The organism is Mycobacterium heidelbergense, assembly GCF_050205645.1.
GTDB lineage: Bacteria > Actinomycetota > Actinomycetes > Mycobacteriales > Mycobacteriaceae > Mycobacterium > Mycobacterium heidelbergense_A.
Map to the genome: position 1 here is coordinate 25,229 of NZ_JBNMQT010000023.1, position 23,355 is coordinate 48,583.

Here is a 23,355-nt window from a genome sequence, read left to right on the forward strand (position 1 = left end):
TCCGAAATTCCGGTGAAATTCAGATACGCCAGCGTTCCTTCGCCTGCGGGCACCTGACAATTTCGCACCCTTGGGCGGGCCGATGCAAACCGACTCCCCGGGACGCGGGTCGAATCTAGCCGCTAAATACGCGGCCACACCGACAACGCGGCGGCGTCGCTCGGGGGTTCCCCGACGTTCTCTACCAGTCGCGACAGCCGCCGACGGCCGCTGATCCGAAGCGCGGGCCGGCCGCGGCGGGTGCCGATCAGCGTCGGCGCGATCCCGACCCGCATCAGAGCCGACGCCAGCGGCGAATGGGTGTCCGGCGCGTGCGGGTCGAGCCCGAGAAGATAGTGGTCGCCTTCGGGCGCGCCGGCCGCCAGGGTCCACGCCCGCAGCTCGCGCGGCCCGGGCAGCCAGCGCGGCGGGACCGTCTTGACCGCCCCGCGTGTCCACTCGGCGGCCATCGAGGTCAACGACGAGTTGACGGCCGTTCTCACCAGCGGGGTGTTCTCGTCGGTGCGGCCGATCTCGGGGACCAAACCCGCCTCGCGGATCATCTCGGCCAGCGCCGTGGCGCGCCACAGCTCCTCCACGACCACCGATAGCCGGGCACCCTGCGCGTCCGGAGCACCGACCATCACGATCTGGCCGGAGGCTGCCAGCACCCCGGAGAGATCGGCGACCGCGGGCGGCACCGACTCCGCTGTGAAGAAGGAAAGCTGGCTCACGCTAACCGACAGTAGGCCAGGTCGTCCGCCCACGCGTTGAGGTTGGCGGTGAGCCGGGGAATCCGGGGGCGCTTTCCACAGCGATGGGGCAGAAAGAAAACCCCCCGCCTGGCCCGTAAAACGGGACTGTACGGGGGGTTTCCGTGGTGAATCCGCTCAGTTAGACGGAACGGACTCCGGTGGCCTGGGGGCCCTTAGGGCTGTGGCCGATCTCGAACTCGACCTTCTGGTTTTCTTCGAGGGTGCGGAAGCCCGAACCCTGGATCTCCGTGTAGTGGACAAAAACATCTGCGGAACCATCTTCGGGTGCAATGAACCCGAAGCCCTTCTCCGCGTTGAACCACTTCACAGTTCCCTGTGGCATCTCTCGATCTTTCCTTTTCTTCTGGATGCGGGGCGTCGCCTTTCGATGCCCCGGGCCGAGTACGACCGCCATACCTCGCGTAGTCGCCGGAACTTCACCCGACCTATAACCTCGCAGGAACCGCGGCCGCAACGTTGTTCCTGCGAAAGTTTGACACGAACACAGAAGCTGCGACCGCAAACAGTCAACCATGTTCATCGCGTCGGCGACAGACTTGTGTCGCGGACTGATTCTTGGAGGGCGTGGGGTGACGAGTTTCGGCAGCGACCTGCTTGCCGCCGCGCTCGCCGGTACGGCGGCGGGCGAACGGCCGCTGCGCCACGTCGCCGAGCTGCCGGCGCGGGGCGGCCGGCCGCAGGGCTGGCCGGACTGGGCCGAGCCCGACGTGGTGCGCGCATTCGCCGACCGCGGCGTCACATCCCCGTGGTCGCACCAGGCGCGCGCCGCGGAACTGGCCCACGCGGGGCGTCATGTGGTGGTGAGCACCGGCACCGCGTCGGGCAAGTCACTGGCCTACCAGCTTCCGGTCCTCAACGCGCTGGCGACAGATCCGCGGGCCCGCGTGCTGTACCTGTCGCCGACCAAGGCGCTCGGCCACGACCAGCTGCGCGCCGCGTACGCGCTGACTGCGGCGATTCCCCGGTTGCGCGATCCTGGTTTTGCGGTCGCCCCCACCGCCTACGACGGCGACAGCCCCGCCGAGGTGCGCCGCTTCGCGCGCGAGCGCTCGCGTTGGCTGTTTTCCAATCCCGACATGATCCATTTGTCGATCCTGCGCAACCATGCGCGCTGGGCCGTCCTGTTGCGCGGCCTTCGCTTCGTCATCGTCGACGAATGCCATTACTACCGTGGGGTTTTCGGCTCGAACGTGGCCATGGTGCTGCGCCGGCTGTTGCGGCTGTGCGCGCGCTACTCGTCGGCGCCCACGGTGGTGTTCGCCAGCGCGACGACGGACTCGCCGGGCGCGACGGCCGCCGAACTCATCGGGCTTCCGGTGGAGGAGGTCACCGAAGACGGCTCACCCCAGGGCGCCCGCACGGTGGCGTTGTGGGAGCCCGCGCTGCGGGCCGACGTGAGCGGCGAGAACGGCGCCCCGGTGCGCCGCTCGGCGGGGGCCGAGGCGGCGCGCGTGATGGCCGATCTGATCGCGGAGGGGGCGCAGACCCTGACGTTCGTCCGGTCGCGGCGCGCGGCGGAATTGACGGCACTGGCCACCCGGGCGCGGCTGGACGACATCGCGCCGGGACTATCGCCGACGGTGGCGTCGTATCGGGCCGGCTATCTCGCCGAGGACCGTAGCGCGCTGGAGCGCGCCCTGGCCGAGGGCCGGCTGCGGGGCCTGGCCACCACCAACGCGCTGGAGTTGGGCGTCGACATCGCCGGGCTGGACGCGGTGGTGCTCGCCGGTTTTCCCGGGACCGTCGCCTCGTTCTGGCAGCAGGCCGGCCGGTCGGGCCGGCGCGGGCAGGGCGCGCTGGTAGTGCTGATCGCCCGCGACGACCCGCTGGACACCTATCTCGTGCACAATCCCGCCGCGCTGCTGGACAAACCGGTGGAGCGGGTGGTGATCGACCCCGCCAACCCCTACATTCTTGGGCCCCAACTCCTTTGTGCCGCAACCGAATTGCCGCTTAACGACGCCGAGGTGTCCGATTTCGGTGCGGTGGAGGTGGCCTCGGGGTTGGTCGACGACGGGCTGCTGCGCCGGCGCAACGGCAAGTACTTCCCCGCGCCGGGGCTGGAACCCCACGGTGGGGTGGATATCCGCGGCTCCGCGGGTGGGCAGATCGTCATCGTGGAGGCCGACACGGGGCGGCTGCTGGGCAGCGTCGGGGTGGGCCAGGCGCCGGCCTCGGTCCACCCCGGGGCGGTGTACCTGCACCAGGGCGAGAGTTACGTCGTCGACTCGCTGGACACCCAGGACGCGATCGCGTTCGTGCACGCCGAGGATCCCGGGTATGCCACTTTCGCCCGCGAACTCACCGACATCGTCGTCACCGGCAGCGGGGAGCGGTTGGAGTTCGGGCCCGTCGTCTTGGGTGTGGTGCCGGTCAGGGTCACTCACCGGGTGGTGGGCTACCTGCGTCGCCGGCTGTCCGGAGAGGTCATCGACTTCGTCGAACTGGACATGCCCGAGCACACGCTGGACACCACCGCGGCGATGTACACCGTCACGCCGGAAGCCTTGCACCGCAACGGCATCGACGCACTACGTGTTCCCGGATCGTTGCACGCGGCCGAGCATGCCGCCATCGGCCTGCTGCCCCTGGTGGCCAGCTGCGACCGCGGCGACATCGGCGGCATGTCGACCGCGGTCGGTCCCGACGGCCTGCCCAGTGTGTTTGTCTACGACGGATACCCGGGCGGCGCGGGATTCGCCGAACGCGGCTTCCGCCGGGCGCGTACCTGGTTGGGAGCGACGGCCGCCGCCATCGAGGCATGTGAATGCGCGACGGGATGCCCGTCGTGTGTGCAGTCGCCCAAGTGCGGCAACGGCAACGACCCGCTGGACAAGGCGGGTGCCATCCAGGTGCTGCGCCTAGTGCTGGCGGAGTTGCCCTAAGCGTCACGCGGGCCGATCCGCCGGACGGCGACCGACCCCTCAACGGTCGACCTCCACGGATGGCATCGCGACGGCCGCGCCGAGGGCACATTTCCTTTTTTGCTAAAGAAATGCCTGTACGCCATTACACGCGCGGCGAATGCCAGAAGTTACCAAGGCCGCGCTGGGGTTTGCAAATTCGTCGGCGACCCGGCAACCGGCGGTTGCCGCCGTAACGGGCGCTGGGAACCCCGAGCGCCCACACCGCCGTAAAATCGAGCGCATGGCCCACGACTGGTTGCTCGTGGAGACGCTGGGGGACGAACCCGCTGTGGTGGCGCAGGGGCGCCAACTCAAAAACCTCGTCCCGATCACGACGTTCCTGCGCCGAAGCCCCTCGCTGTCCGCGGTTCGGACGGCGATAACCGAGTCGGTGCAGACCGGTCAGAGCCTTACCAGCATCACCCCCAAGCGCGATCGGGTCATCCGAACCGAGCCGGTGCTGATGTCCGATGGCCGCATGCACGGTGTGCACGTGTGGACCGGGCCCGCCGATATCGAACCGCCCGAGCGGCCGGTGCCGGGTCCGTTGAAATGGGACCTCACCCTGGGCGTGGCGACGGACACGCGGGAGTCGCTGGCCAACAGCGGCAAGAACCCCGACGTCGAGGTCACCTTCGGCAGAGCTTTCGCAGAAGATCTTCCGTCACGGGCCCTCAATCCCAATGAAACCAAGGTGCTGGCCATGGCGGTGCGGGCGAAGCCGGGCCAAACGCTATACAGCACATGGGATCTCACCGATTGGCAGGGCAACCCCGCCCGGATAGGTTTCGTCGCGCGCACCGCGCTGGAACCGGGGCCGGACGGCCGGGATCACCTGATCGCGCGGGCGATGAACTGGCGTGCCGACCTCAAGGGTCCATCGGTATCTGCCGACGATCTGGCACAGCGGATCCTCCACGGACTGGCGCAGGCCGGTGTTCACCGTGCGCTCGTCGACCTGCACAACTGGACGCTGCTGAAGTGGCTCGACGACCCCTGCACCTTCTACGACTGGCGGGGCACCGACACGGACAGGCCCAGGGTCCACCCTGACGACGAACCCCTGATGTCCGCCATGACAAGGGAATTCGCCGACGGTCCGACCAGCCGTGTGCTTCGGATGCGGGGTCACGACGCCGATTGGGTGCCGGTGCACGTCACCGTCAACCAGGTGGAGCTCGAACCCGACACCTTCGCCGGACTGGTTTCACTGCGGTTGCCCACCGACGAGGAAATCGCCGCCGCCGGATTGCCTCCGGCCCAAGCCGACACGACCTAGGGCTCTGACACCGGGCCCGCCCGAGCGGCCGCCCGCGCCGGGCCGGCAAAGGCGGCGGTGACTTGGACGGTGACGACGATATCGAGATCGTCCGCGCCGCACTGCACACCGTCGACGCGCATTTCGCGGGCCACCGTCGTCGCCCGCGCACACGCAGCCTCGACCCCGGACGGCATCCGCGCCGCGGCGGCCAGCGCGGCGAGATCGGCGGCGGCCTGCGCGCGGTGACGCGCCACCACCGCCGAGCCGACGTACGCGCCGGCACCGGCGACACACAAGAGCACCGCCACCATCGCGGCCGCGAGGACGGTGGCCGAGCCCCGATCATCGCTCGGGCTCCGCCGCCGCGACGGCCTTCGCGGAAATGTCCAACGCGGGCAAGAGTTTTGAGCGAGCGACGACGGTAGCGACCAGAAAATCGCCGTCTCGGCGCACCTGGATCCGCGCTGCCGGCGGTGCGATGCGGCGAGCGGCGTCGACGGCCGAGCGGTCGTCACCGCGCGCGGCCAGCCGGGCGGCCTCGCGCGCGGCGTCCACACAACGCACCTGCAGCGAGACTGCGGACAGACCCGCCAGGCACAGCACCAACACCACGACCAACGCCGCGATCGCCAGCGCCGCTTCGACGGTGCTCGCGCCGTCACACCCGGCTAAACCTTGGTATTGAGGGCTCGACCGATGATGTTGGTCAGCGCCGACACGATGGAGTCGCCGGTGACGACGGTGTACAGGATCGCGCCGAACGCGGCCGCCGCGACCGTCCCGATGGCGTATTCCACCGTGGACATGCCTGCCTCGTCGGCCGCCAGGACGGAAATGCGTGCCACGAGCACGCGAAACATGTTGACCACCAATACATCCTCTCTTGTGCGACGTCCGCTCATTCACAGCAGGCCCGACTGAAAAACATCGCCGGCCAGCCCGGCCACCACCGGGACGATCCCGAGGCACACGAAGGCCGGCAGGAAGCAGAGTCCGAGCGGCCCGGCGATCAACACCCCGGCCCGCTCGGCGGCGGCGGTGGCCGCGTGCGAGGCGTCCTGCCGAGACTGATCGGCCAAGTCCTCGACGCCGTCGGTCAACGCGGCACCCGAGGCCGCCGAACGCCGCGCCAGCCGCAGCAACGCATCGGTCTGCGCGTCGACCTCGGTGGCCGGCAGGTCGGGCGGGATCGCCCATGCCACAAAGGGATCCGCGCCCAGCGCCAGGAGGTCGGCGGCCCTGCGCAGCACCCGGGCCAGCTTCGGTGGCGCGGACGCGGCGGTGGCCGCCGCGGCGGTCGACACCGCCATGCCCGCGCCCAGGCACGCACCCAACACGTCGAGGCTGGATGCGACGGCCAGCGGGTCCGCTCCATGTTGGGCTCGCGACCGCGGCCGAGGGGCGGGCGGCGGCGTCCCCGCCCGCGCCCGCACCACCGATGGTCCGGGACCGATGCACAGGGCCAGGGCGAGCAACACCGCCGCGGTGCTCATGCCGCCACCCGCCCCGTGATTCGGTCCGACCACAACAGCCCGCCGCATGCCAGCGTCACCCCGACCACCAGCAGCCACCCGCCGCCCTGCCCGCTCAGCAGAAATTCGAGCGGCCGGGCCCCGATCAGCTGACCGAGGAGCACGCCCAGCAGCGGCAACCCCGCCAGTATGGCGGCGGTGGCTCGCGCCCCGGCCATCCCCGATGCCGCCCGCGCCGAGAACCGTTGCCGCTCGGCGATATCGCGCTGCGCCGTGCGCATCAGGGTGGCTATCGCCAACCCGTGGTCGTTGGCCAATTGCCAGCACACCGCGAGCCGATCCCAGTACGTGGGCTGAGCCGATGATCGCGCCGCGGCGCGCAGGCCGGCCGCGACGTCGGCGCCCAATCTGGCCCGCGCCGCCACCGCCCGCAACGACCCGGCGACGGCGCCGCCTGTTTCGTCGGCGGCAACGCGAAACGCATCCACCGGATGAGAGCCCACCCGCAATTCGCCGACCAACACCTCCAGGGCGGCTTCCATCGTCCGAGCCTCGTCCATCGCGCGCCGCATGCGCCGCCGGCGACGGTAACGCAGGCCCGCCGTCGCGCCGGCCACCGCGATGGCGAGGACCGTCGTCGGCGGCAGCAGGACCGCGGCCGCGGCCGCGGCGCACGTGGTCGCGACGCCGGCCCCACCGGTACCCACCCTCACTCGCCGACCGGGTGGTGACGCGGTGGCGAGCCGGCGCCGCGGGGACGCCGGAAAGACCAAGAGCGCGAACGACATCAGCAGCGTGGCCACGACCGGAGGGCTCATGCCGGCATCCGGGCGCGCAGCATGCGGTGCAGGTCTTCGGCATCGTCAGTCATTCCCCGGTCCGCGTGCCAGACGGTGACCGCCCGAACCCGCCCGTCAACATGGCGCAGCGTGGCGATCTCGGCGAGCCGGCGGTTGCCGGCGCGGTCCCGGGCGACATGCAACAACACCTGGACCGCCGCGGCCAATTGGCTGTGCAGAGCCGCCCGGTCCAGCCCGCCGAGCGCCCCCAACGCCTCCAGCCGGGCGGGAACCTCGCCCGGGTTATTGGCATGCACCGTGCCCGCCCCGCCGTCGTGGCCGGTGTTCAGCGCGGCCAGCAGATCCACCACTTCGGCACCCCTGACCTCCCCGACCACGATGCGATCCGGCCGCATCCGCAGCGCTTGCCGGACGAGTTGTCGTACCGGGACCTCGCCGACACCCTCGACATTGGCGCACCGCGCGACCAGCTTCACCAGATGCGGATGTCGAGGCGCCAGCTCGGCGGCATCCTCCACGCACACGATCCGCTCGGCCGGCGACACGGCGCTCAGCATCGCCGCCAGCAGCGTCGTCTTCCCCGCTCCCGTCCCGCCGCATACGAGGAAGGCCAACCGGGCGGCGATGATGTCGGCCACCAGCGCGGCGGCCCGGGGCTCGATCGCGCCCGCCGCGGCAAGGGCCGCCAAATCCTGTGTGGCCGGGCGCAATACCCGCAACGACAAGCAGGTCCCTCCGGTGGCCACGGGCGGCAGCACCGCGTGGAGCCGAACCGCGAATCCGCCGGCACCGATGCCGGTCAGCTGCCCGTCCACCCAGGGCTGCGCGTCGTCGAGGCGCCGGCCGGCGGCCAACGCCAACCGCTGCGCCAGCCGCCGCACCGCCGCCTCGTCGGCGAATCGGATCTGGCTGCGCCGCAAGCCGTTTCCGTCGTCGACCCATACCGCGTCGGGTGCGGTAACCAAGACGTCGGTCGTGCCCTCCGCGCACAACAGCGGTTCGAGGATACCGGCACCGGTGAGCTCGGTCTGCAGGACACGAAGGTTGGCGAGCACCTCGGTATCGCCGAGCACGCCGTTGGATTCGGCCCGGATCGCGGCGGCCACCACGTTGGGCCGCAGCGGGGCGGACTCGGCCGCCAGCCGCTCGCGCACCCGGTCGATCAGCGAACCGCTCACGCCGCCCTGCCCTGCGCGGCCGAGCCCGCACGCGGCAGCACGGCAAGCACCCCACGAGCCGCGACCGCGAGCGCGGATCGCCGCCCCGGGCGCAGACCGCCTTGCTCCACCCGCCGCGCGAGTTGGGGCTCGGCCCTCATCGACGCCAGCAGCGGCAAGCCGGCGATATCGGCGACCTCGGCCGCGCGCAATCCCCCCGGCGACGGTCCCCGCACGACCAGCCCGACATTGGGATTGACGGCGGCCAGCGCCGGGGCCATCGCCGCGGTCGCCGCGCACGCCCGCACGTCGCACGGGCTGACGACGACCACGAGATCGGCGGCGTAGAGCGCCGCTTGGGCCGCATCGGTGAGGCGGCGGGGAAGATCGCACACCACGGTGACGCCCCCGCGGCGACCGGCATCGACGACGGCCTCCACCGGCGCCGCGTCCAGCTCGCAGGAGCGCCGCGTGCCCGAGAGCATGCTGATTCCGCGGTGCCGCGGCAGGGCATCGCGCACGGCCGACCAGTTAAGCCGTCCGCCCTGCAGCGCCAGATCGGGCCACCGCAGACCCGGCGCAGTCTCGGCACCTACCAGCAAATCGATGCCGCCGCCCCAGGGATCGAGATCCACCAAAAGCGCGTCGCGTGCGGCCAAGGTCAGCGCGACCGCCAGCAAAGACGCTCCGGCCCCACCGCACCCGCCGATCACGGCCAAGGCCTCGCCGCGCGGCCCATCGTCTCGCGCCGATTCGGCGGCCTCGGCGAGGTTGCGGATCAATTCATCTTCCTGCGCGGGCACCCACAGCACATGCTGGGCACCGACGGCGATGGCCGCCATCCACGTCGCCGGCGTGGGTTCGAAGGCGGTCAACACGCTGACGTGAGCGCGTCGCGGAAGCGCCGCCTGCGCGCATCGATCGGCCGCCGCGGTGTCGAGTACCACCGCCGCGGCTGCCGACCACGTTTTCCTGCTCACCACTGAACTGCCGACATGGACCACACGAACTCCGACGGCGGCGGCCACCCGATCGAGTTCTTCGCGCAACTCCGCATCGGTCAGGGCCGCCAGTACCCCCGCGGACCCCGGCGGCACGACACGGCTAGTAGCAGTCACCCACTCACCGTGCGCGGCCACGGCCTTGGGACACCAGTGCCAAACCCGGATTTGTGGAGAGAGACGCAAGTGTGCACAAACGCGTTGCCCAACGCGCGCTCAGCTTACGGATCGCCCGGTCCCCGCAACGCGCACACGGCCGCGCCAATCGCGCGGAACGACCGAATTTCGTACCCCAGAAAAGGGACGACCCCCGCCAGGGGGGGAGGAGGCGAGGGTCGTCGTGTATCAGCCCCGGGGGGTCGGGCTGATACACCCTCGGCTCAGGCCGAGTACTGCTTACTATACACATGACAGTGCGCATTAACGCAATAGCTTCTTCTATACGAAAAAACACGTTGAGCCGCAAAAACACCGGCGGTCCCGCCCGCCACACATCCTCGAAGCGCCGATTTGGATGCAAGGCCGCGGCCCGGTCGGACCGCCGACATATGCTAGGTCGGTGACCGTCTTCGACCCGGGCGCGCAGCAGCAAACTTCACCGCAAACGTCGGCAACCACCGCCGCCCACGCCCGCACGGCCGCCTTCTTCGACCTCGACAAGACGATCATCGCCAAGTCCAGCACACTGGCGTTCAGCAAACCGTTCTTCGCTCAGGGGCTGCTCAACCGTCGCGCCGTGCTCAAGTCCAGCTACGCCCAGTTCATCTTTCTGCTCTCCGGTGCCGATCATGACCAGATGGACCGGATGCGCACACACTTGGCCAACATGTGCACCGGCTGGGACGTGGCTCAGGTCAAGTCGATCGTCAACGAGACGCTGCACGACATCGTGACTCCCCTGGTGTTCGCGGAGGCCGCGGACCTGATCGCCGCCCACAAGTTGTGCGGCCGCGACGTCGTGGTGGTCTCGGCCTCCGGCGAGGAAATCGTCGCGCCGATCGCGCGGGCCCTGGGCGCCACCCATGCGATGGCGACCCGGATGGTCGTCGAGGACGGCAAGTACACCGGCGAGGTGGCCTTCTACTGCTACGGCGAAGGCAAGGTGCAGGCGATCCGGGAGCTCGCCGCCCGGGAGGGCTACCCGCTGGAGCACTGCTACGCCTATTCCGACTCGATCACCGACCTGCCGATGCTCGAGGTCGTCGGCCACCCGAGTGTGGTCAACCCCGACCGCGGGCTGCGAAAAGAAGCCGTCGAGCGCGGTTGGCCCGTGCTGATGTTTTCCCGGCCGGTGTCCCTGCGGGACCGAATTCCGGCGCCGTCGGGCGCGGCGATCGCAACCACCGCCGCGGTCGGAATCAGCGCGCTGGCCGCCGGGGCAGTTACCTACTCGTTGTTGCGCCGCTTCGCGTTCTAGCGCCGAGGCGCCCCGCCCGCGAGGCGCGCCGGCCGGCTGACAGCAAACGCCGCGACCACCCCATCCGGTGTCGCTTCGCAACATTCGCAGAATTGGGCCTTGCTGTGCTAAGGCTCCAGTAGTACAAATGGAACCACGGAAGCCCGGTGAGGCCTAGGTCGATCCGGAAGAGAAGGTTCGATCTCCCGATCCGGGCGCCCAGCACGGTACCCGGCACCCACGCGGAGTCATAGCCGCGATAATGGCAGAAGTGTTGCGGGCCTGCGTAATTGCGAAAAGCGGATGGTGTCGACGGCCCTTTGGGTGGGGTTGCAGCCGCAAGCGTCGCAAGATCGCCGAGGCCACCCACGCAGCCCAGAGATGCACGCTTGGTAACCGAGTTCCGTGCTAGCGGGCGGCGGACCGAATCTTTCGGAACGTCGCCCGCTCTACATTTATTCGGACGCATTATCCCTCGCCGTTTTGCGGCTCCCTGGCTACCGATTGGAAGCTATCGATTGGGCAGCGATTCGGCGATCGACAACGCCTCCTGCGCGCCGGCCTGCATCGCCCGGCAACACAGCACCAGCCAAGCGCCCACCCCCTCCGGCGTGCCGTCGGCGAACCGCTGGGCGGCCCCGCGGTAGTCCGCCGGCTGGCGCATCCAACTCACCTCGGGCACACCGAGTCCGTGGGGATCGAGGCCGCTCGCGATCGTCACCAGCCGTGACACCGCACGGGCCACCACGCCATCCGCGCTGCCGAATGGCTTCAGCGTCAGCAGCTCTCCGTGTGCGACCGCGGCGACCACCGGCGCGGGCGCCCGCGTGCGGCCGGTCACCAAATCCGCCAGCAGCTCCAGCCGGGGTCCAATGTCGCCGTCGGCCCGCGGCCGGCCCAACCGGTCGTCGTCCACCAGGTCCGCCGCCGCCAGCATGTGCAACCGGGCCAGCGCCTGCAGCGGTGCTCGCTCCCACACGCCAACCACGGCACCCCCGCCGCCTTCCAGCTCCTGGGCCACCCGCAGCGCGCCGCCGAACACCGGATCACCCGCCGCCGGGCCGTCCGGTGCGGCGGCCGCCAGGTCCTCCAGCCGCACCGGCCCGCCGTCGAGCACCGAGGAGGCGCGCGCCGACCGCAACGCCGCCTCGGCGGCGGTCACCGGCCAGCGCCGCAGATTCGCCGGGTGGCGGTGGGCCCGGCCCAGCGCGTCGCGGGCCCGGTCGCTCGCCTCGGCGACGCCGGGGAGGTCCATGAGCGGGGCCAGCGGGTCAGCCGTCACAGGTTGCCAACCTAGCCGGGCGGCGCCGGTGCGCGCGGGATGGCCTCCAGCAACTGGCGGGTGTACTCGTGACCCGGCCGGGCGAACAGCTCCTCGGTGGGCGCCCGCTCCACCACGCGGCCCGCCCTCATCACCAGGACGTCGTCGGCGATCTGCCGAATGACCGCCAGGTCGTGACTGATGAACAGGTAGGCCAGGCCGAGTTCGGCCTGCAGCCGGGCCAGCAGCTCGAGGATCTGGGCCTGCACCAGGACGTCGAGCGCCGAGACCGCCTCGTCGCACACCAGCACTTCGGGTCGCAGCGCCAGCGCCCGCGCGATCGCGACCCGTTGCCGTTGACCGCCGGACAGCTCGCGGGGCAGCCGCCCCAGCACCGACGACGGCAGGGCCACCTGGTCGACGAGCTCGTGCACCGCGCGCCGGCGCTGCCCGCGGTCGCCCACCCGGTGGATCCGCAACGGCTCCTCGATGGTGCGAAACACCGAGTACATGGGATCCAGGCTGCTGTACGGGTTTTGGAACACGGGCTGCACCCGCCGGCGAAAGGCCATCGCCGCGTCCCGGTCCGGTGTGTCGACGCGGGTGCCGTCGAACACCACCGAGCCCGACGTGGGTTGCAGCAGGCCGAGCGCCATCCGCGCCACCGTCGATTTACCCGAGCCCGACTCCCCGACGATCGCGAGGGTGCTGGCGCGTCGCAGGCGGAACGATACGTCGTCGACGGCGCGGAACTCGGTCCGCCGCCACGGTGCGCCATGCGACTCCCGGTAGACCTTGGTCAGCTCGGAAGCCACCAGGACGTCGTCGCCATCCTCGGGACGGCTTCGGGGGCCGCGAGCCGTGAGCGACGGGGCCGCGGCCACCAACCGCCGGGTGTACTCGTGCTGCGGGTCCTGCAGGATCGCCTGTGCCGCACCCGATTCCACCACGGAACCGTGATGGACCACGACCACACGCTCGGCGCGTTCGGCGGCCAGCGCCAGGTCGTGAGTGATCAGCAGCAGCGCGGTTCCCAGCTCGTCGGTGAGTCGCTGCAGATGGTCGAGCACCTGCCGCTGCACGGTCACGTCGAGAGCCGATGTCGGCTCGTCGGCAATGAGCAGCTGCGGCCGGCCGGCCAAACCGATGGCGATCAGCGCGCGTTGACACATGCCGCCGGACAGCTGATGCGGGTAGCGGCCTGCCAGCTTCGCCGGGTCGGGCATGCCGGCCTCTGCGAGCAGTTCCAGCGCCCGCCGCCGTGCGCTGCGGCCATTCGTGTTGGCCCGCAACGCTTCCCGAATCTGAAAGCCCACCTTCCAGACCGGGTTGAGGTTGGTCATCGGATCCTGCGGCACGTATCCGATGGAGCGCCCGCGGATCGAGCGGAGCGCCCGGCGATCGGCCGAGGTGATGTCGCGCCCGTCGAACATGATGCGCCCGGCCGTGATTCGTCCGCCCGGCGGAAGCAAGCCGAGGACGGCGGCGGCCGTGGTGGATTTGCCCGATCCTGATTCGCCCACCACCGCGACCGTCTGCCCGCGCAGCACCGTCAGATCGACTCCGCACACCGCGGGGGCGTGGTCGCCGAACGCGACTTCCAGACCCTCGACCGACAACAGCGCTGATTCGTTCACGCGCGCACCGCCCGCGAGGCAGGATCGAGCGCGTCGCGCAGGGCGTCACCCATCATCATGAACGCCAGCACCGTAATCGCCAGGGCGCCGGCCGGATAGAACAGTATCGGCGAGCCGGACCGCAGCCGGCTCTGCGCCAGGTTGATGTCCCCACCCCAGGACACCACCGATGTCGGCAATCCGACACCGAGGTAGGACAACGAGGCCTCGGTGACGATGAAGACGCCGAAGGCAAGAGTGGCCACCGCGAAAACCGGGCCCAACGCGTTGGGCAGCGCATGTCGGAGCAGGATCTGGAAGTCGCTCAGCCCCAAGGCTTTCGCCGCAAGAACATAATCGCTTGCCCGCGACTGCAGCACTGCACTGCGCGCGATCCTGGCCACCTGCGGCCAGCCGAACACGGCCAGGATGACGATCACCGTCCACACCCGGCGGTGGTGCAAGACGCCCATGAGCACGATGGCGGCCAGCAGCAGGGGCAACCCGAAGAAGATGTCGCTGATCCGCGAGACCACCGCGTCGATCCAGCCGCCGTAGAAGCCGGCCAGCGCGCCCAGCGCCCCGCCGACGAAAAATACGAGCAGGGTGGCCCCCAGACCCACCATCACCGAGGCCCGCGCCCCGTAGACGGTGCGCGCGTAGATGTCGTGGCCCTGCAGATCGGTGCCGAACCAGTGAGCGCCCGACGGGGGAAGCAGGCTCTGGCTGGGATCGGCATAGCTGGGATCGATTCCGGTGAACCATTCGGGGAAGATCGCGACGACGACGATGACGACGATCAGCGCGGCGGCGACGACGAACTTCGGACGCCGGCGCAGCGTGCGCCACGTGTCGCGCCAGAAACCATGGGTTGGGATGTGTTCAGCCATAACGGATCCGGGGGTCGAGGGCGGCGTAGAGCAGATCCACCACCAGGTTGGCTACCAAATACACGAGCACCAGCACCGTCACGATGGACACCACCGTCGGCGCCTCCTGCCTGGTGACGGCCTGAAACAACACGCCGCCGACACCATGGATGTTGAAGATGCCTTCGGTGACAACGGCCCCACCCATCAGCGAGCCCAGGTCGGCGCCGAGGAAAGTCACCACCGGGATCAGCGAGTTGCGCAGGATGTGCACCGTCACCACTCGCGGTCGCGACAGTCCCTTGGCCGTGGCGGTGCGCACGTAATCGGCGTGGGCGTTGGCGGCCACCGCGGATCGGGTCAGCCGCACCACATACGCGAACGACACCGAGCCCAAGACGATTCCGGGCAGCAGCAGCCGCGCGAAGCTCGCCCGCTCGCCCACCGTGACGGGCGCGATCCCGAGCCGAACGCCGAAAACGAATTGCGCGAGGAAGCCGAGGACGAAGATCGGTATCGCGACGATGACGAGGCCGGTGAGCAGGACCGTGGCGTCGAAGATTCCGCCCTGACGCAGGCCGGCGACGACGCCGAACCCGACTCCCAGCACCGCTTCCACCGCCACCGCGATCAGCGCCAGTCTGATGGTGATCGGAAACGCATGGGCCAGAACGGCACTGACCGGCAGCCCGGAAAACGAGCGTCCCAGATCGCCGTGCAGGACACCCCCCAGATAGCGCAGGTACTGCACGACGAACGGGTCGTCGAGGTGGTAGCGGGCGCGCAGCGCGGCGGCCACCGCCGGGGTCAGCGGGCGGTCTCCCGCCATCGCCGCCACCGGGTCACCGGGCAGCAGGAAGACCATGCCGTAGATCAACAGCGTGGCACCGATAAAGACCGGCACCATGATGGCGATTCGGCGCGCGATGTACCAGCCCATCTCAGCCCTTCACGATGTTCTCGTAGTCGGGCAGGCCGTTCCAGGCGACGCCGACGCTTTTGACCTGCATCGACCAGCCGACGACGCTGACGTTGTCCCAAAGCTCGACAACGGGCATGTCGTGGAACAGGATTCGCTGCGCGTCATTGGTCATGGCATTGGACTGCGGCAATGTTGAGGCGGCCTCGGCGGCCGCGAGCGCCGCGTCGAATTCGGGGTTGGAGTAGCCGACGTCGTTGGATCCCGCCCCGGTGGCGAAGAGCGGGGCAAGGAACTCGATCATCGACGGGTAGTCGCCCTGCCAGGCGGCGCGGAACGCCGTCGCGATGCTGTGATTGGTGATCTGGGTGCGGAATCCCGCGAAGGTCGGCTGGGGCGCGCCGACCGCGTCGATGCCCAGCACGTTCTTGATGCTGTTGGCCACCGCGTCCACCCATTCCTGGTTGCCGGCGTCGGCGTTGTACGCGATCGCGTACTGCCCATTCCACTGCGAGATCGCGTCGGCCTGTGCCCAAAGCTGGCGCGCGCGACCGGGATCGAAGTTCAGCACCTCGTTGCCCGGGAGGTTGGGGTTGAAACCCGGCAGCGATCTGGCGGTGAAATCGCGCGACGGAGTGCGGGTGCCCAGGAAGATCTGCTGGCATATCTGCTGCCGGTTGACGGCGGCCGATAGCGCGAGCCGGCGCAGCCGCCCTTCCTCGCCGCCGAAATGCGGCAGTCGCAGCGGCGTGTCGAGGCTGTGTTTGACCGCGACGGGTCCGCTGGCGAAGTTATTGCCCAGGTCGCGCTTGTAGATCGGCAGCGCGCTCGGCGGAATGGTGTCCAGGACATCGAGATTGCCCGACAGCAGGTCGGCGTACGCGGTATCGAGGTTGGCGTAGAAGTCGAATCTCAGGCCTTTGTTGCGGGGCTTCCGGTTGCCGTGATAATCGGGGTTGGGCCGCAGGTCGATCTTGACATCGTGCTCCCAGGCGGGCCCGTCCGGGCTGTCGGCGAGCCGGTATGGGCCGTCGCCGATCGGGTTGCGGCCGAATGCCGCCATGTCGCGGAAGGCCACGTCGGGCAGCGGGTAAAACGCGCTGTGGCCCAACCGCAAGGTGAAGTCGATGGTCGGCGCCTTGAGGCGCACGGTGAACTCCATATCGTTGACCACGTGCAGCCCGGACATGGTGGTGCGCCCCGTTTTCGGTGCCGGCTTTCCGTCGCCGGTCATCCCGGAGACCTCGTCGAACCCGTCGATCGGGCTGAAAAAGCTTTGCTGCAGTTGGGCATTGGTGCTCAGCGCCCCGTAGTTCCACGCATCGACGAACGAGTGGGCCGTCACCGCCGAGCCGTCGGTGAACTTCCAACCCGGTTTGAGGACGATGCGGTAGTTGACGTTGTCCGTCGTCTCGATCGACTGGGCAACCTCTTTCGACGGGTTTCCGGCGGCGTCGTAGGACACCAGCCCGGCGAAGATCCGGTCGATGATCCTCCCGCCGTTGCTGTCGTTGGTGCTGGTCGGGATCAGCGGGTAGGGCGGCTCCCCGCCGTTCACCACGACCAGGTCGGGGCTCAGCATTCCGCCGCCGCAGCCCGTCGCGGTCACCAGCGTCCAGGCGGCCAGCGTCGCCACCGCGGTCCGGTACTTGGCAGCGCTGATCACGATTCCCGCAATCGGATTGGTCCGTCTCGCCAGGGGTCACGACACGATAATCGGTTGGCCGCCGATACGTCAACGCCGCTGGACGACCGCATCAGCGAAATTGCTTACGCCACAAGATGTTTCAAGAGGATTGACCGACGGTGATGGGGTGGATCTGCAGCGCGCAGGCATCGATGCCGGCAGGAACGGTGAACACCTGGACGATGTCGGGAGGGCTGACGGCCAGGTCGGTGTAGGTAGGACAGGGGTGGCCGCCGGCGTCGACGGACATGCCCTCCAGGATCGCCTGACCCTGTTGGGACAGCGACAGGGTGACGGGCTGCGGCGCATCGACGCCGGCCGGCAAGCCGCCCATGTACCCGCGCGGTGTGGGTTCGGCGTGAATGGCCGGCCCGCCATTGCCGGCGTCGACGCCGGGGTAGCCGGTGAGCGTGCACGGCTCTGCGCCGCCCGCGAGGGTGAAGATCAGAGCCAGCGAGCGGTGGCCCACGGCGCCCTGGGCCGGCGAGGCGCTCACGGCGACCTGCTCGGACCAGCACGGCGTGGGCTGGTCCCCCGCCTCGACCGGCGCCGCCCACGCGGGTGCCCCCAGCAGCGTGGCGGCCGCGCAGCTCGTTGCCACCACGACGATGCTGGGGACTCCTCGGCGACGGCGCCGCCCGGCAGGTCCCGGCACATCGGTGATTATGCGTTACGCGGGCATGGCTTGGGATTGGATTGGAGCGCGCCGGTTCAACTCGCGGGGCTAGGCTCACTGACGGTTGACGAGCCAAACCAACAGGAGAGTAGCCAGTGACCGCGACCCCCACCGAAGGGCCCTCCACGTACCCCCCGCCGGCGGAGTTCGCCGAACAGGCCAACGCCCGCGAGGATCTGTACCACGAAGCGGAGCGAGACCGGCTCGCATTCTGGGCCGAACAGGCCAACCGGCTGTCCTGGACGACGCCCTTCAACCAGGTGCTGGACTGGTCGGAGGCGCCGTTCGCCAAGTGGTTCGTCGACGGCAAGCTCAACGTCGCCTACAACTGCGTGGACCGTCACGTCGAGGCCGGCCTCGGAGATCGGGTCGCCATCCATTGGGTCGGTGAGCCCGTCGGCGACGGCCGCAGCCTGACCTACGCCGATCTGCAGGCCGAGGTGTGCAAAGCCGCCAACGCGCTGACCGACCTCGGTCTGGTCGCTGGCGACCGGGTCGCCATCTACCTGCCGTTGATCCCGGAGGCCGTCATCGCGATGCTGGCCTGCGCGCGGCTGGGTGTCATGCACAGCGTCGTGTTCGCCGGTTTCACCTCGAAGGCGCTGCGCGCCCGGATCGCCGACGCCGAAGCCAAGCTGCTGATCACCAGCGACGGGCAGTTTCGCCGCGGCAAGCCGGCGCCGCTCAAGGACGCGGCCGACGAAGCCGTCGGGGATCCGGACAGCCCGATCGAGAAAGTTCTGGTGGTGCGCCGCACCGGGATTGACGTGTCCTGGAACGACGACCGCGACGTGTGGTGGCACGATGTCGTCGACTCCGCGTCGCCCGAACACACCCCCGAGTCGTTCGACTCCGAGCAGCCCCTGTTCCTGCTCTACACCTCGGGTACCACCGGCAAGCCCAAGGGCATCGTGCACACCAGCGGCGGCTACCTGACGCAGTGCTCCTACACGCACTACTACGTCTTCGACATCAAGCCCGAGCGCGACGTCTTCTGGTGCACCGCCGACATCGGCTGGGTCACCGGACACACCTACGGCGTCTACGGCCCGCTGTCCAACGGTGTCACCGAGGTGCTCTACGAGGGCACGCCGGCCAGCCCGGACCAGCACCGCCATTTTCAGATCATCGAAAAATACGGCGTCACAATCTATTACGCCGCCCCCACCCTGATCCGCACCTTCATGAAGTGGGGCCGCGAGATCCCCGACGCCCACGACCTGTCGAGCCTGCGGTTGCTGGGATCGGTCGGCGAACCGATCAATCCGGAGGCCTGGCGCTGGTACCGCGCGGTCTTCGGCGCCGACCAAATCCCGGTCGTGGACACCTGGTGGCAGACCGAAACGGGCGCCGCGATGATCTCGCCGCTGCCCGGAATCGCTGCGGCCAAACCCGGTTCGGCGATGACAGCGCTACCGGGGATCTCGGCCAAGATCGTCGACGACCACGGCGATCCACTGCGGCCCGAGGGCGACAACGCCCAGAACGCCACCGGATACCTGGTCTTGGACCAGCCGTGGCCGGGGATGCTGCGCGGCATTTGGGGCGACCCGGAGCGGTACCGGGACACGTACTGGTCGAAATTCGCCGACAAGGGCTTCTACTTCGCCGGCGACGGCGCCCGTTTCGATTCCGACGGCGCGATCTGGGTGCTGGGCCGCATCGATGACGTGATGAACGTGTCGGGGCACCGGATCTCGACCGCCGAGGTGGAGTCGGCGGTCGTCGGCCACGACGGTGTCGCCGAGGCGGCGGTGGTCGGGGTTACCGACCAGACCACCGGCCAGGCGATCTGCGCGTTCGTGGTGCTGTGCGACAGTGACGACGCGCACCAGGGGACGCTCGATGAGCTGCGTGCTCACGTCGCGCAGGAGATCTCACCGATCGCCAAGCCGCGCGAGATCCATGTGGTGCCCGAGCTGCCGAAGACGCGCAGCGGCAAGATCATGCGCCGGCTGCTGCGCGACGTCGCCGAAAACCGCGAGCTGGGCGACACGTCGACGCTGCTCGATCCCGGCGTGTTCGACGCGATCAGGGCGGCCAAGTAGGTCAGGCCGGCACCGGGACGAATCCGGCACCGGGGCGGTGCCTGGCGTTGATGTCGCCCAGGATCGAGTTGAACGACATCACGATGGCCGGGGTGTGCAGCGGGATGTACTTGATGATGCAGGTCGGCAGGTTGTCGCTGAACGCGCCGTGGATCATGCCGACCAGCAGGTTGTCGACGGTGACCGGCGCCCCGGAGTCACCGGGGTTGCCGCACACCTGCATGACGATGGTGCCCGGGGTCTGGCCCATCCCCCACGTGACACCGCACGAATTGCCCGTCGTACGCCCCTGTTTGCACGCGACCTGGCCGAACGTCGGATCCGGCCCGATGCCATTGATCGCAAACCCGTTGAACACGGCCACCGGCGCCACCCTGGCCGGATCGAATTTGATCACCGCGTAATCGAGGTTGTCGTTCCCTGCGACCATCGTCCCCAGCGTGCCCCTGCCCGCCGCGGCCTCGGCGGCGACCTGAGCGCCGGGACCCCCGCAGTGCGCGGAGGTGAAGCCGATCAGCTCGCCGGCCGCGTCGGTGCCGATCGCGGTGAGCGTGCACATCGTGTCCCCGTTGATGACGATCCCGGCGCCGCCACCCAACGGAACCCTGTCGTCAGCACCCGCGACGCGAACGGGCAAACCCAGCAGACCCACCAGCACGGCCACCATCGCCGCCACGAAGCACCGATGTGCCGTCCGCAATCGAAACTCCCGTCAGCCGATCGGAACGTCGGAGACCAGCTGCGCCAGTCTAAATGATCACCGGGGGTCCGCCAGTGCTGCGGCGGTCGTCGGCTGGCCTCGTCTGGCACCGCGGCGCATGGCAACATGAACCGCGACGACAGCGAACCGAGAGGACCGTCTGTGAGTAACGATCGCAAGAACGGTGTGCCCAGCACGCTGACCACGATTCCGCTGGCCGACCCGCACGCGAGGCCCGCCGACCCGTCGATCGGTGATCTGATCAAGGACGCGACCACTCAGGTGTCCACGCTGGTGCGCGCGGAGGTGGAACTGGCCCGCGCCGAGATCACCCGCGACGTCAAGAAGGGATTGACCGGCAGCGTCTACTTCATCGCCGCGCTGGTGGTGCTGTTCTACTCCACCTTCTTTTTCTTCTTCTTCCTCGCCGAGCTGCTCGACGACTGGCTGTGGCGCTGGGTGGCCTTCCTGATCGTGTTCGCGATCATGGTCGTCGTCGGCGCGGTCCTGGCCCTGCTGGGATTCCTGAAGGTCCGCCGAATTCGGGGACCGCGGGAGACCATCGAATCGGTCAAGGAGACGCGCACCGCGCTCACCCCGGGGCACGACAAGGCCGCGACGCCCAGGCTCCCCGGGCCGGACGGCGGTTCCGACCGAGCTCCGGCAGATCCCTCGGGTTGGTAGATGTCGGCACCGGATCCGTCGGTGACCCGCATCGACGGGCCATGGCGCCATTTGGACGTGCACGCTAACGGCATCCGATTCCATGTCGTCGAGGCGCTGCCGGCCGACCCGGACGCGACCAGACCAGCCTCGGCGCGGCCGCTGGTGATGCTGCTGCACGGTTTCGGTTCGTTCTGGTGGTCCTGGCGACACCAGTTGCGCGGACTGCGCGGCGCCCGGATCGTCGCGGTCGACCTGCGCGGCTACGGCGGCAGCGACAAGCCGCCCCGCGGCTACGACGGCTGGACGCTGGCCGGTGACACGGCCGGACTCATTCGCGCGCTTGGGCATTCGTCGGCGACGCTGATCGGCCACGCCGACGGCGGGCTGGCCTGCTGGACCACCGCCCTGCTGCATTCCCGGCTGGTGCGGGCCATCGCGCTGATCAGCTCGCCGCATCCGAGCGCGCTGCGCCGGTCCACGCTGACGCGGCGCGACCAGAGCTACGCGCTGCTGCAGACCTTGCTGCGTTACCAGCTGCCCATCTGGCCCGAGCGCCTGCTGACCCGGGACAACGGCGCGGAGATCGAGCGGCTTGTCCGCAGCCGCAGCTCTGCCAAATGGGTTGCGTCCGAAGACTTCTCCCAAACCGTCGGCTACCTACGCACGGCGATTCAGATTCCCGGCGCCGCGCACTGTGCGTGCGAGTACCAACGCTGGGCGGTGCGCAGCCAGCTGCGGGGCGAAGGCCGGCGATTCATGAGGTCGATGTCGCAACAGCTCGGCGTTCCACTGCTACACCTGCGCGGCGACGAGGATCCCTACGTGCTGGCCGACCCCGTCGACCACAGCCGGCGCTACGCGCCCCAGGGGCGCTACGTATCCATCAGCGGCGCAGGGCATTTCAGCCACGAAGAGGCGCCCGAGGAGATCAACAGGCATCTGATGAGGTTTCTCGAGAACGTGGTCAGCTGACGCAGGAACCCGTGGCGACCTGGGCGGTGTCGCCGATCCGCGCCAGCTGGCCGGCCACCTCGCTGGCCGTCAACACGAAGCCGGTGTCGGGGTCGTCGACGGCCGCGCCGAACACCACGCCGAGCACATGGCCGTTCAGGTCGATCAACGGCCCACCCGAATTGCCTTGCTCCACATTGGCTCTGATGGTGTACACGTCGCGGGTGACGGGCTGCGGGTCGCGGTAGATGTCGGGGCCGCTGAGTTTGATGTTCTCCCGAATCCTGGCCGGGGTGGCGGTGAAGTTGCCGCCGCCGGGATAACCCATGACCACCACGTCAGTGCCGGTCTTCGCCTCGCCTTCGGCGAAGGCCAGCGGCGGCGGCGGCAGGTTGCGGACGGACAGGATGGCGATGTCGACCGACGGGTCATAGGACACCACCGTGGCGTCCAACGGGTTGCCGCTGGCGTATATCTGCACGCTGCTGGACCCGGCCACCACGTGTGCGTTCGTCATCACCCGATCGGGCGAGATCACGAATCCACTGCCCTCCAACACTTTTTGGCAGCTGGGCGCCAGGCTGCGCACCTTCACGACGCTCGCCGCCGTGGCTTGCACGACCGGATTGTTGGCCAGCGCCGGGTCCGGCGACGCGACCGGAATGACCGGGGTGCGGCTGAACGGCTCGAGCACCGCGGGCAGCCCGGAGGTGTTCAGCAATGCGGAGAGCCGCTTGGGCACGCTCTTGAGCCACGGCGGCGCGACCTCGTTGACCTTGGCGAGCACCCGCGAACCGCGGACCGCGGCGGCCAGCTCGGGCTGGTCCTTCGACTGCGTCAGCGGCGTCGCCAGGAGCCAGGCCGCGGTCAGCACCACGACGAGCTGAACCCCCACCCCGATGACGGAGTCGACGGATCGGATTGTGCGGCTACGGATCGCGCCGCGCACGGCGCGGCCCAGCACCACGCCGGCGACCTCCCCGACGACGACCAGCGCGAGGATCAAAAACAGTGCGGTGAACAGTTTCGCGCGGGGGGCGGCGATGTGGCTGACGATGTGCGGCGCCAGCAGCACCCCCGCGATCGCGCCGAGCAGCACGCCGACGAACGACAGCAGCGAGCCCAGCGCGCCCGAACGCCAGCCCGAGATGGCCGCGATGAACGCGACCGCCAGGACGGCAATGTCCAGCCACTGCGAAGGCGTCATCGAATTC

23 protein-coding genes are annotated in these 23,355 nt (G+C 69.3%); 6 read left to right on the forward strand and 17 right to left on the reverse strand.

The genetic code is table 11. The features are described 5' to 3' along the window. Window positions 1-122: 122 nt before the first annotated feature. A complete protein-coding gene (locus tag ACQI5H_RS21155) occupies window positions 123-713 on the reverse strand; it encodes a hypothetical protein (protein ID WP_427081255.1) in 591 nt (196 codons plus the stop codon). Window positions 714-873: 160 nt separating this feature from the next. Continuing rightward, entirely contained in the window at window positions 874-1,077 is a 204-nt protein-coding gene (cspA, locus tag ACQI5H_RS21160) for a cold shock protein CspA (protein ID WP_007166602.1), read from the reverse strand. Window positions 1,078-1,324: 247 nt separating this feature from the next. Between cspA and ACQI5H_RS21165 the strand changes: the two genes are divergently transcribed. Together ACQI5H_RS21165 and ACQI5H_RS21170 are read left to right on the forward strand one after the other, a co-directional pair. Beyond that, window positions 1,325-3,640, forward strand: coding sequence for a DEAD/DEAH box helicase (locus ACQI5H_RS21165; protein WP_427081256.1), 2,316 nt, complete (start codon window positions 1,325-1,327; stop codon window positions 3,638-3,640). Between the two features lie 262 nt (window positions 3,641-3,902). After that, window positions 3,903-4,940 carry a PAS domain-containing protein gene (locus ACQI5H_RS21170; protein WP_427081257.1) on the forward strand — a complete coding sequence of 346 codons (1,038 nt, stop codon included), beginning with the start codon at window positions 3,903-3,905 and terminating at the stop codon, window positions 4,938-4,940. Here ACQI5H_RS21170 and ACQI5H_RS21175 read toward each other — a convergent pair. The 7 genes from ACQI5H_RS21175 to ssd are packed head-to-tail and all read right to left on the reverse strand — an operon-like array spanning window position 4,937 to window position 9,415. Continuing rightward, window positions 4,937-5,233: an Rv3654c family TadE-like protein gene (locus tag ACQI5H_RS21175; protein WP_427081258.1), complete on the reverse strand. Its 297-nt coding sequence runs from the start codon at window positions 5,231-5,233 to the stop codon at window positions 4,937-4,939. The two genes, ACQI5H_RS21170 and ACQI5H_RS21175, sit on opposite strands and share 4 nt — an antisense overlap. 31 nt (window positions 5,234-5,264) lie before the next feature. Beyond that, complete coding sequence (locus ACQI5H_RS21180; protein WP_427081259.1) at window positions 5,265-5,540, reverse strand: TadE family type IV pilus minor pilin; 276 nt, start codon at window positions 5,538-5,540, stop codon at window positions 5,265-5,267. 50 nt (window positions 5,541-5,590) lie between these two features. Beyond that, the gene (locus ACQI5H_RS21185) at window positions 5,591-5,824 is read right to left on the reverse strand and encodes a DUF4244 domain-containing protein (RefSeq protein ID WP_427081260.1); all 234 of its coding nucleotides are present in this window, start codon (window positions 5,822-5,824) and stop codon (window positions 5,591-5,593) included. Continuing rightward, window positions 5,825-6,415 carry a type II secretion system F family protein gene (locus ACQI5H_RS21190; protein ID WP_427081261.1) on the reverse strand — a complete coding sequence of 197 codons (591 nt, stop codon included), beginning with the start codon at window positions 6,413-6,415 and terminating at the stop codon, window positions 5,825-5,827. It lies immediately after the preceding gene. Next, window positions 6,412-7,212 (reverse strand): type II secretion system F family protein, encoded by an 801-nt coding sequence (locus ACQI5H_RS21195; protein WP_427081262.1) that lies wholly within the window; start codon window positions 7,210-7,212, stop codon window positions 6,412-6,414. The genes ACQI5H_RS21190 and ACQI5H_RS21195 overlap by 4 nt, the downstream gene beginning before the upstream one ends. Continuing rightward, window positions 7,209-8,372 carry a TadA family conjugal transfer-associated ATPase gene (locus ACQI5H_RS21200; RefSeq protein WP_427081263.1) on the reverse strand — a complete coding sequence of 388 codons (1,164 nt, stop codon included), beginning with the start codon at window positions 8,370-8,372 and terminating at the stop codon, window positions 7,209-7,211. Before ACQI5H_RS21200 ends, ACQI5H_RS21195 begins: the two co-directional genes overlap by 4 nt. Further along, a complete protein-coding gene (gene ssd / locus ACQI5H_RS21205; protein WP_427081300.1) occupies window positions 8,369-9,415 on the reverse strand; it encodes a septum site-determining protein Ssd in 1,047 nt (348 codons plus the stop codon). Before ssd ends, ACQI5H_RS21200 begins: the two co-directional genes overlap by 4 nt. 496 nt (window positions 9,416-9,911) lie before the next feature. Here ssd and ACQI5H_RS21210 point away from each other — a divergent pair, with 496 nt between their 5' ends. After that, entirely contained in the window at window positions 9,912-10,769 is an 858-nt protein-coding gene (locus ACQI5H_RS21210; RefSeq protein ID WP_427081264.1) for an HAD-IB family hydrolase, read from the forward strand. A gap of 490 nt (window positions 10,770-11,259) precedes the next feature. On the opposite strand, the gene ACQI5H_RS21215 is transcribed toward ACQI5H_RS21210, so the two are convergent. From ACQI5H_RS21215 to ACQI5H_RS21240, 6 genes are all read right to left on the reverse strand, one after another. Beyond that, window positions 11,260-12,030, reverse strand: coding sequence for an oxidoreductase (locus ACQI5H_RS21215; protein WP_427081265.1), 771 nt, complete (start codon window positions 12,028-12,030; stop codon window positions 11,260-11,262). Window positions 12,031-12,041: 11 nt separating this feature from the next. Then, the gene (locus ACQI5H_RS21220; protein WP_427081266.1) at window positions 12,042-13,646 is read right to left on the reverse strand and encodes a dipeptide ABC transporter ATP-binding protein; all 1,605 of its coding nucleotides are present in this window, start codon (window positions 13,644-13,646) and stop codon (window positions 12,042-12,044) included. Continuing rightward, on the reverse strand, window positions 13,643-14,515 hold the full coding sequence (locus tag ACQI5H_RS21225; RefSeq protein WP_427081267.1) for an ABC transporter permease: 873 nt from the start codon (window positions 14,513-14,515) through the stop codon (window positions 13,643-13,645). Before ACQI5H_RS21225 ends, ACQI5H_RS21220 begins: the two co-directional genes overlap by 4 nt. Then, window positions 14,508-15,434: an ABC transporter permease gene (locus ACQI5H_RS21230; RefSeq protein WP_427081268.1), complete on the reverse strand. Its 927-nt coding sequence runs from the start codon at window positions 15,432-15,434 to the stop codon at window positions 14,508-14,510. The genes ACQI5H_RS21225 and ACQI5H_RS21230 overlap by 8 nt, the downstream gene beginning before the upstream one ends. 1 nt (window position 15,435) lies before the next feature. After that, window positions 15,436-17,076 carry a peptide ABC transporter substrate-binding protein gene (locus ACQI5H_RS21235; protein ID WP_427081301.1) on the reverse strand — a complete coding sequence of 547 codons (1,641 nt, stop codon included), beginning with the start codon at window positions 17,074-17,076 and terminating at the stop codon, window positions 15,436-15,438. Between the two features lie 124 nt (window positions 17,077-17,200). Continuing rightward, the gene (locus ACQI5H_RS21240) at window positions 17,201-17,755 is read right to left on the reverse strand and encodes a DUF4232 domain-containing protein (RefSeq protein WP_427081269.1); all 555 of its coding nucleotides are present in this window, start codon (window positions 17,753-17,755) and stop codon (window positions 17,201-17,203) included. A gap of 116 nt (window positions 17,756-17,871) precedes the next feature. Between ACQI5H_RS21240 and acs the strand changes: the two genes are divergently transcribed. Further along, window positions 17,872-19,824, forward strand: a complete 1,953-nt coding sequence (acs, locus tag ACQI5H_RS21245) for an acetate--CoA ligase (protein ID WP_427081270.1) — start codon at window positions 17,872-17,874, stop codon at window positions 19,822-19,824. Window position 19,825: 1 nt separating this feature from the next. Here acs and ACQI5H_RS21250 read toward each other — a convergent pair whose 3' ends face one another. Next, complete coding sequence (locus ACQI5H_RS21250) at window positions 19,826-20,524, reverse strand: serine protease (protein ID WP_427081271.1); 699 nt, start codon at window positions 20,522-20,524, stop codon at window positions 19,826-19,828. A gap of 126 nt (window positions 20,525-20,650) precedes the next feature. Between ACQI5H_RS21250 and ACQI5H_RS21255 the strand changes: the two genes are divergently transcribed. Further along, window positions 20,651-21,208 carry a phage holin family protein gene (locus tag ACQI5H_RS21255; protein WP_427081272.1) on the forward strand — a complete coding sequence of 186 codons (558 nt, stop codon included), beginning with the start codon at window positions 20,651-20,653 and terminating at the stop codon, window positions 21,206-21,208. Next, window positions 21,209-22,162: an alpha/beta fold hydrolase gene (locus ACQI5H_RS21260; RefSeq protein WP_427081273.1), complete on the forward strand. Its 954-nt coding sequence runs from the start codon at window positions 21,209-21,211 to the stop codon at window positions 22,160-22,162. Here ACQI5H_RS21260 and marP read toward each other — a convergent pair. Next, on the reverse strand, window positions 22,155-23,348 hold the full coding sequence (gene marP, locus ACQI5H_RS21265; RefSeq protein ID WP_427081274.1) for an acid resistance serine protease MarP: 1,194 nt from the start codon (window positions 23,346-23,348) through the stop codon (window positions 22,155-22,157). The two genes, ACQI5H_RS21260 and marP, sit on opposite strands and share 8 nt — an antisense overlap. Between the last annotated feature and the right edge of the window lie 7 nt (window positions 23,349-23,355).

Coding starts and splice junctions, on each gene's coding strand:
- cspA (WP_007166602.1), bottom strand. CDS start 1,077: ATGCCACAGGGAACTGTGAAGTGGTTCAACGCGGAGAAGGGCTTCGGG.
- ACQI5H_RS21170 (WP_427081257.1), top strand. CDS start 3,903: ATGGCCCACGACTGGTTGCTCGTGGAGACGCTGGGGGACGAACCCGCT.
- ACQI5H_RS21175 (WP_427081258.1), bottom strand. CDS start 5,233: ATGGTGGCGGTGCTCTTGTGTGTCGCCGGTGCCGGCGCGTACGTCGGC.
- ACQI5H_RS21185 (WP_427081260.1), bottom strand. CDS start 5,824: ATGAGCGGACGTCGCACAAGAGAGGATGTATTGGTGGTCAACATGTTT.
- ACQI5H_RS21190 (WP_427081261.1), bottom strand. CDS start 6,415: ATGAGCACCGCGGCGGTGTTGCTCGCCCTGGCCCTGTGCATCGGTCCC.
- ACQI5H_RS21195 (WP_427081262.1), bottom strand. CDS start 7,212: ATGAGCCCTCCGGTCGTGGCCACGCTGCTGATGTCGTTCGCGCTCTTG.
- ACQI5H_RS21225 (WP_427081267.1), bottom strand. CDS start 14,515: ATGGCTGAACACATCCCAACCCATGGTTTCTGGCGCGACACGTGGCGC.
- ACQI5H_RS21230 (WP_427081268.1), bottom strand. CDS start 15,434: ATGGGCTGGTACATCGCGCGCCGAATCGCCATCATGGTGCCGGTCTTT.
- ACQI5H_RS21255 (WP_427081272.1), top strand. CDS start 20,651: ATGAACCGCGACGACAGCGAACCGAGAGGACCGTCTGTGAGTAACGAT.
- ACQI5H_RS21260 (WP_427081273.1), top strand. CDS start 21,209: ATGTCGGCACCGGATCCGTCGGTGACCCGCATCGACGGGCCATGGCGC.
- marP (WP_427081274.1), bottom strand. CDS start 23,348: ATGACGCCTTCGCAGTGGCTGGACATTGCCGTCCTGGCGGTCGCGTTC.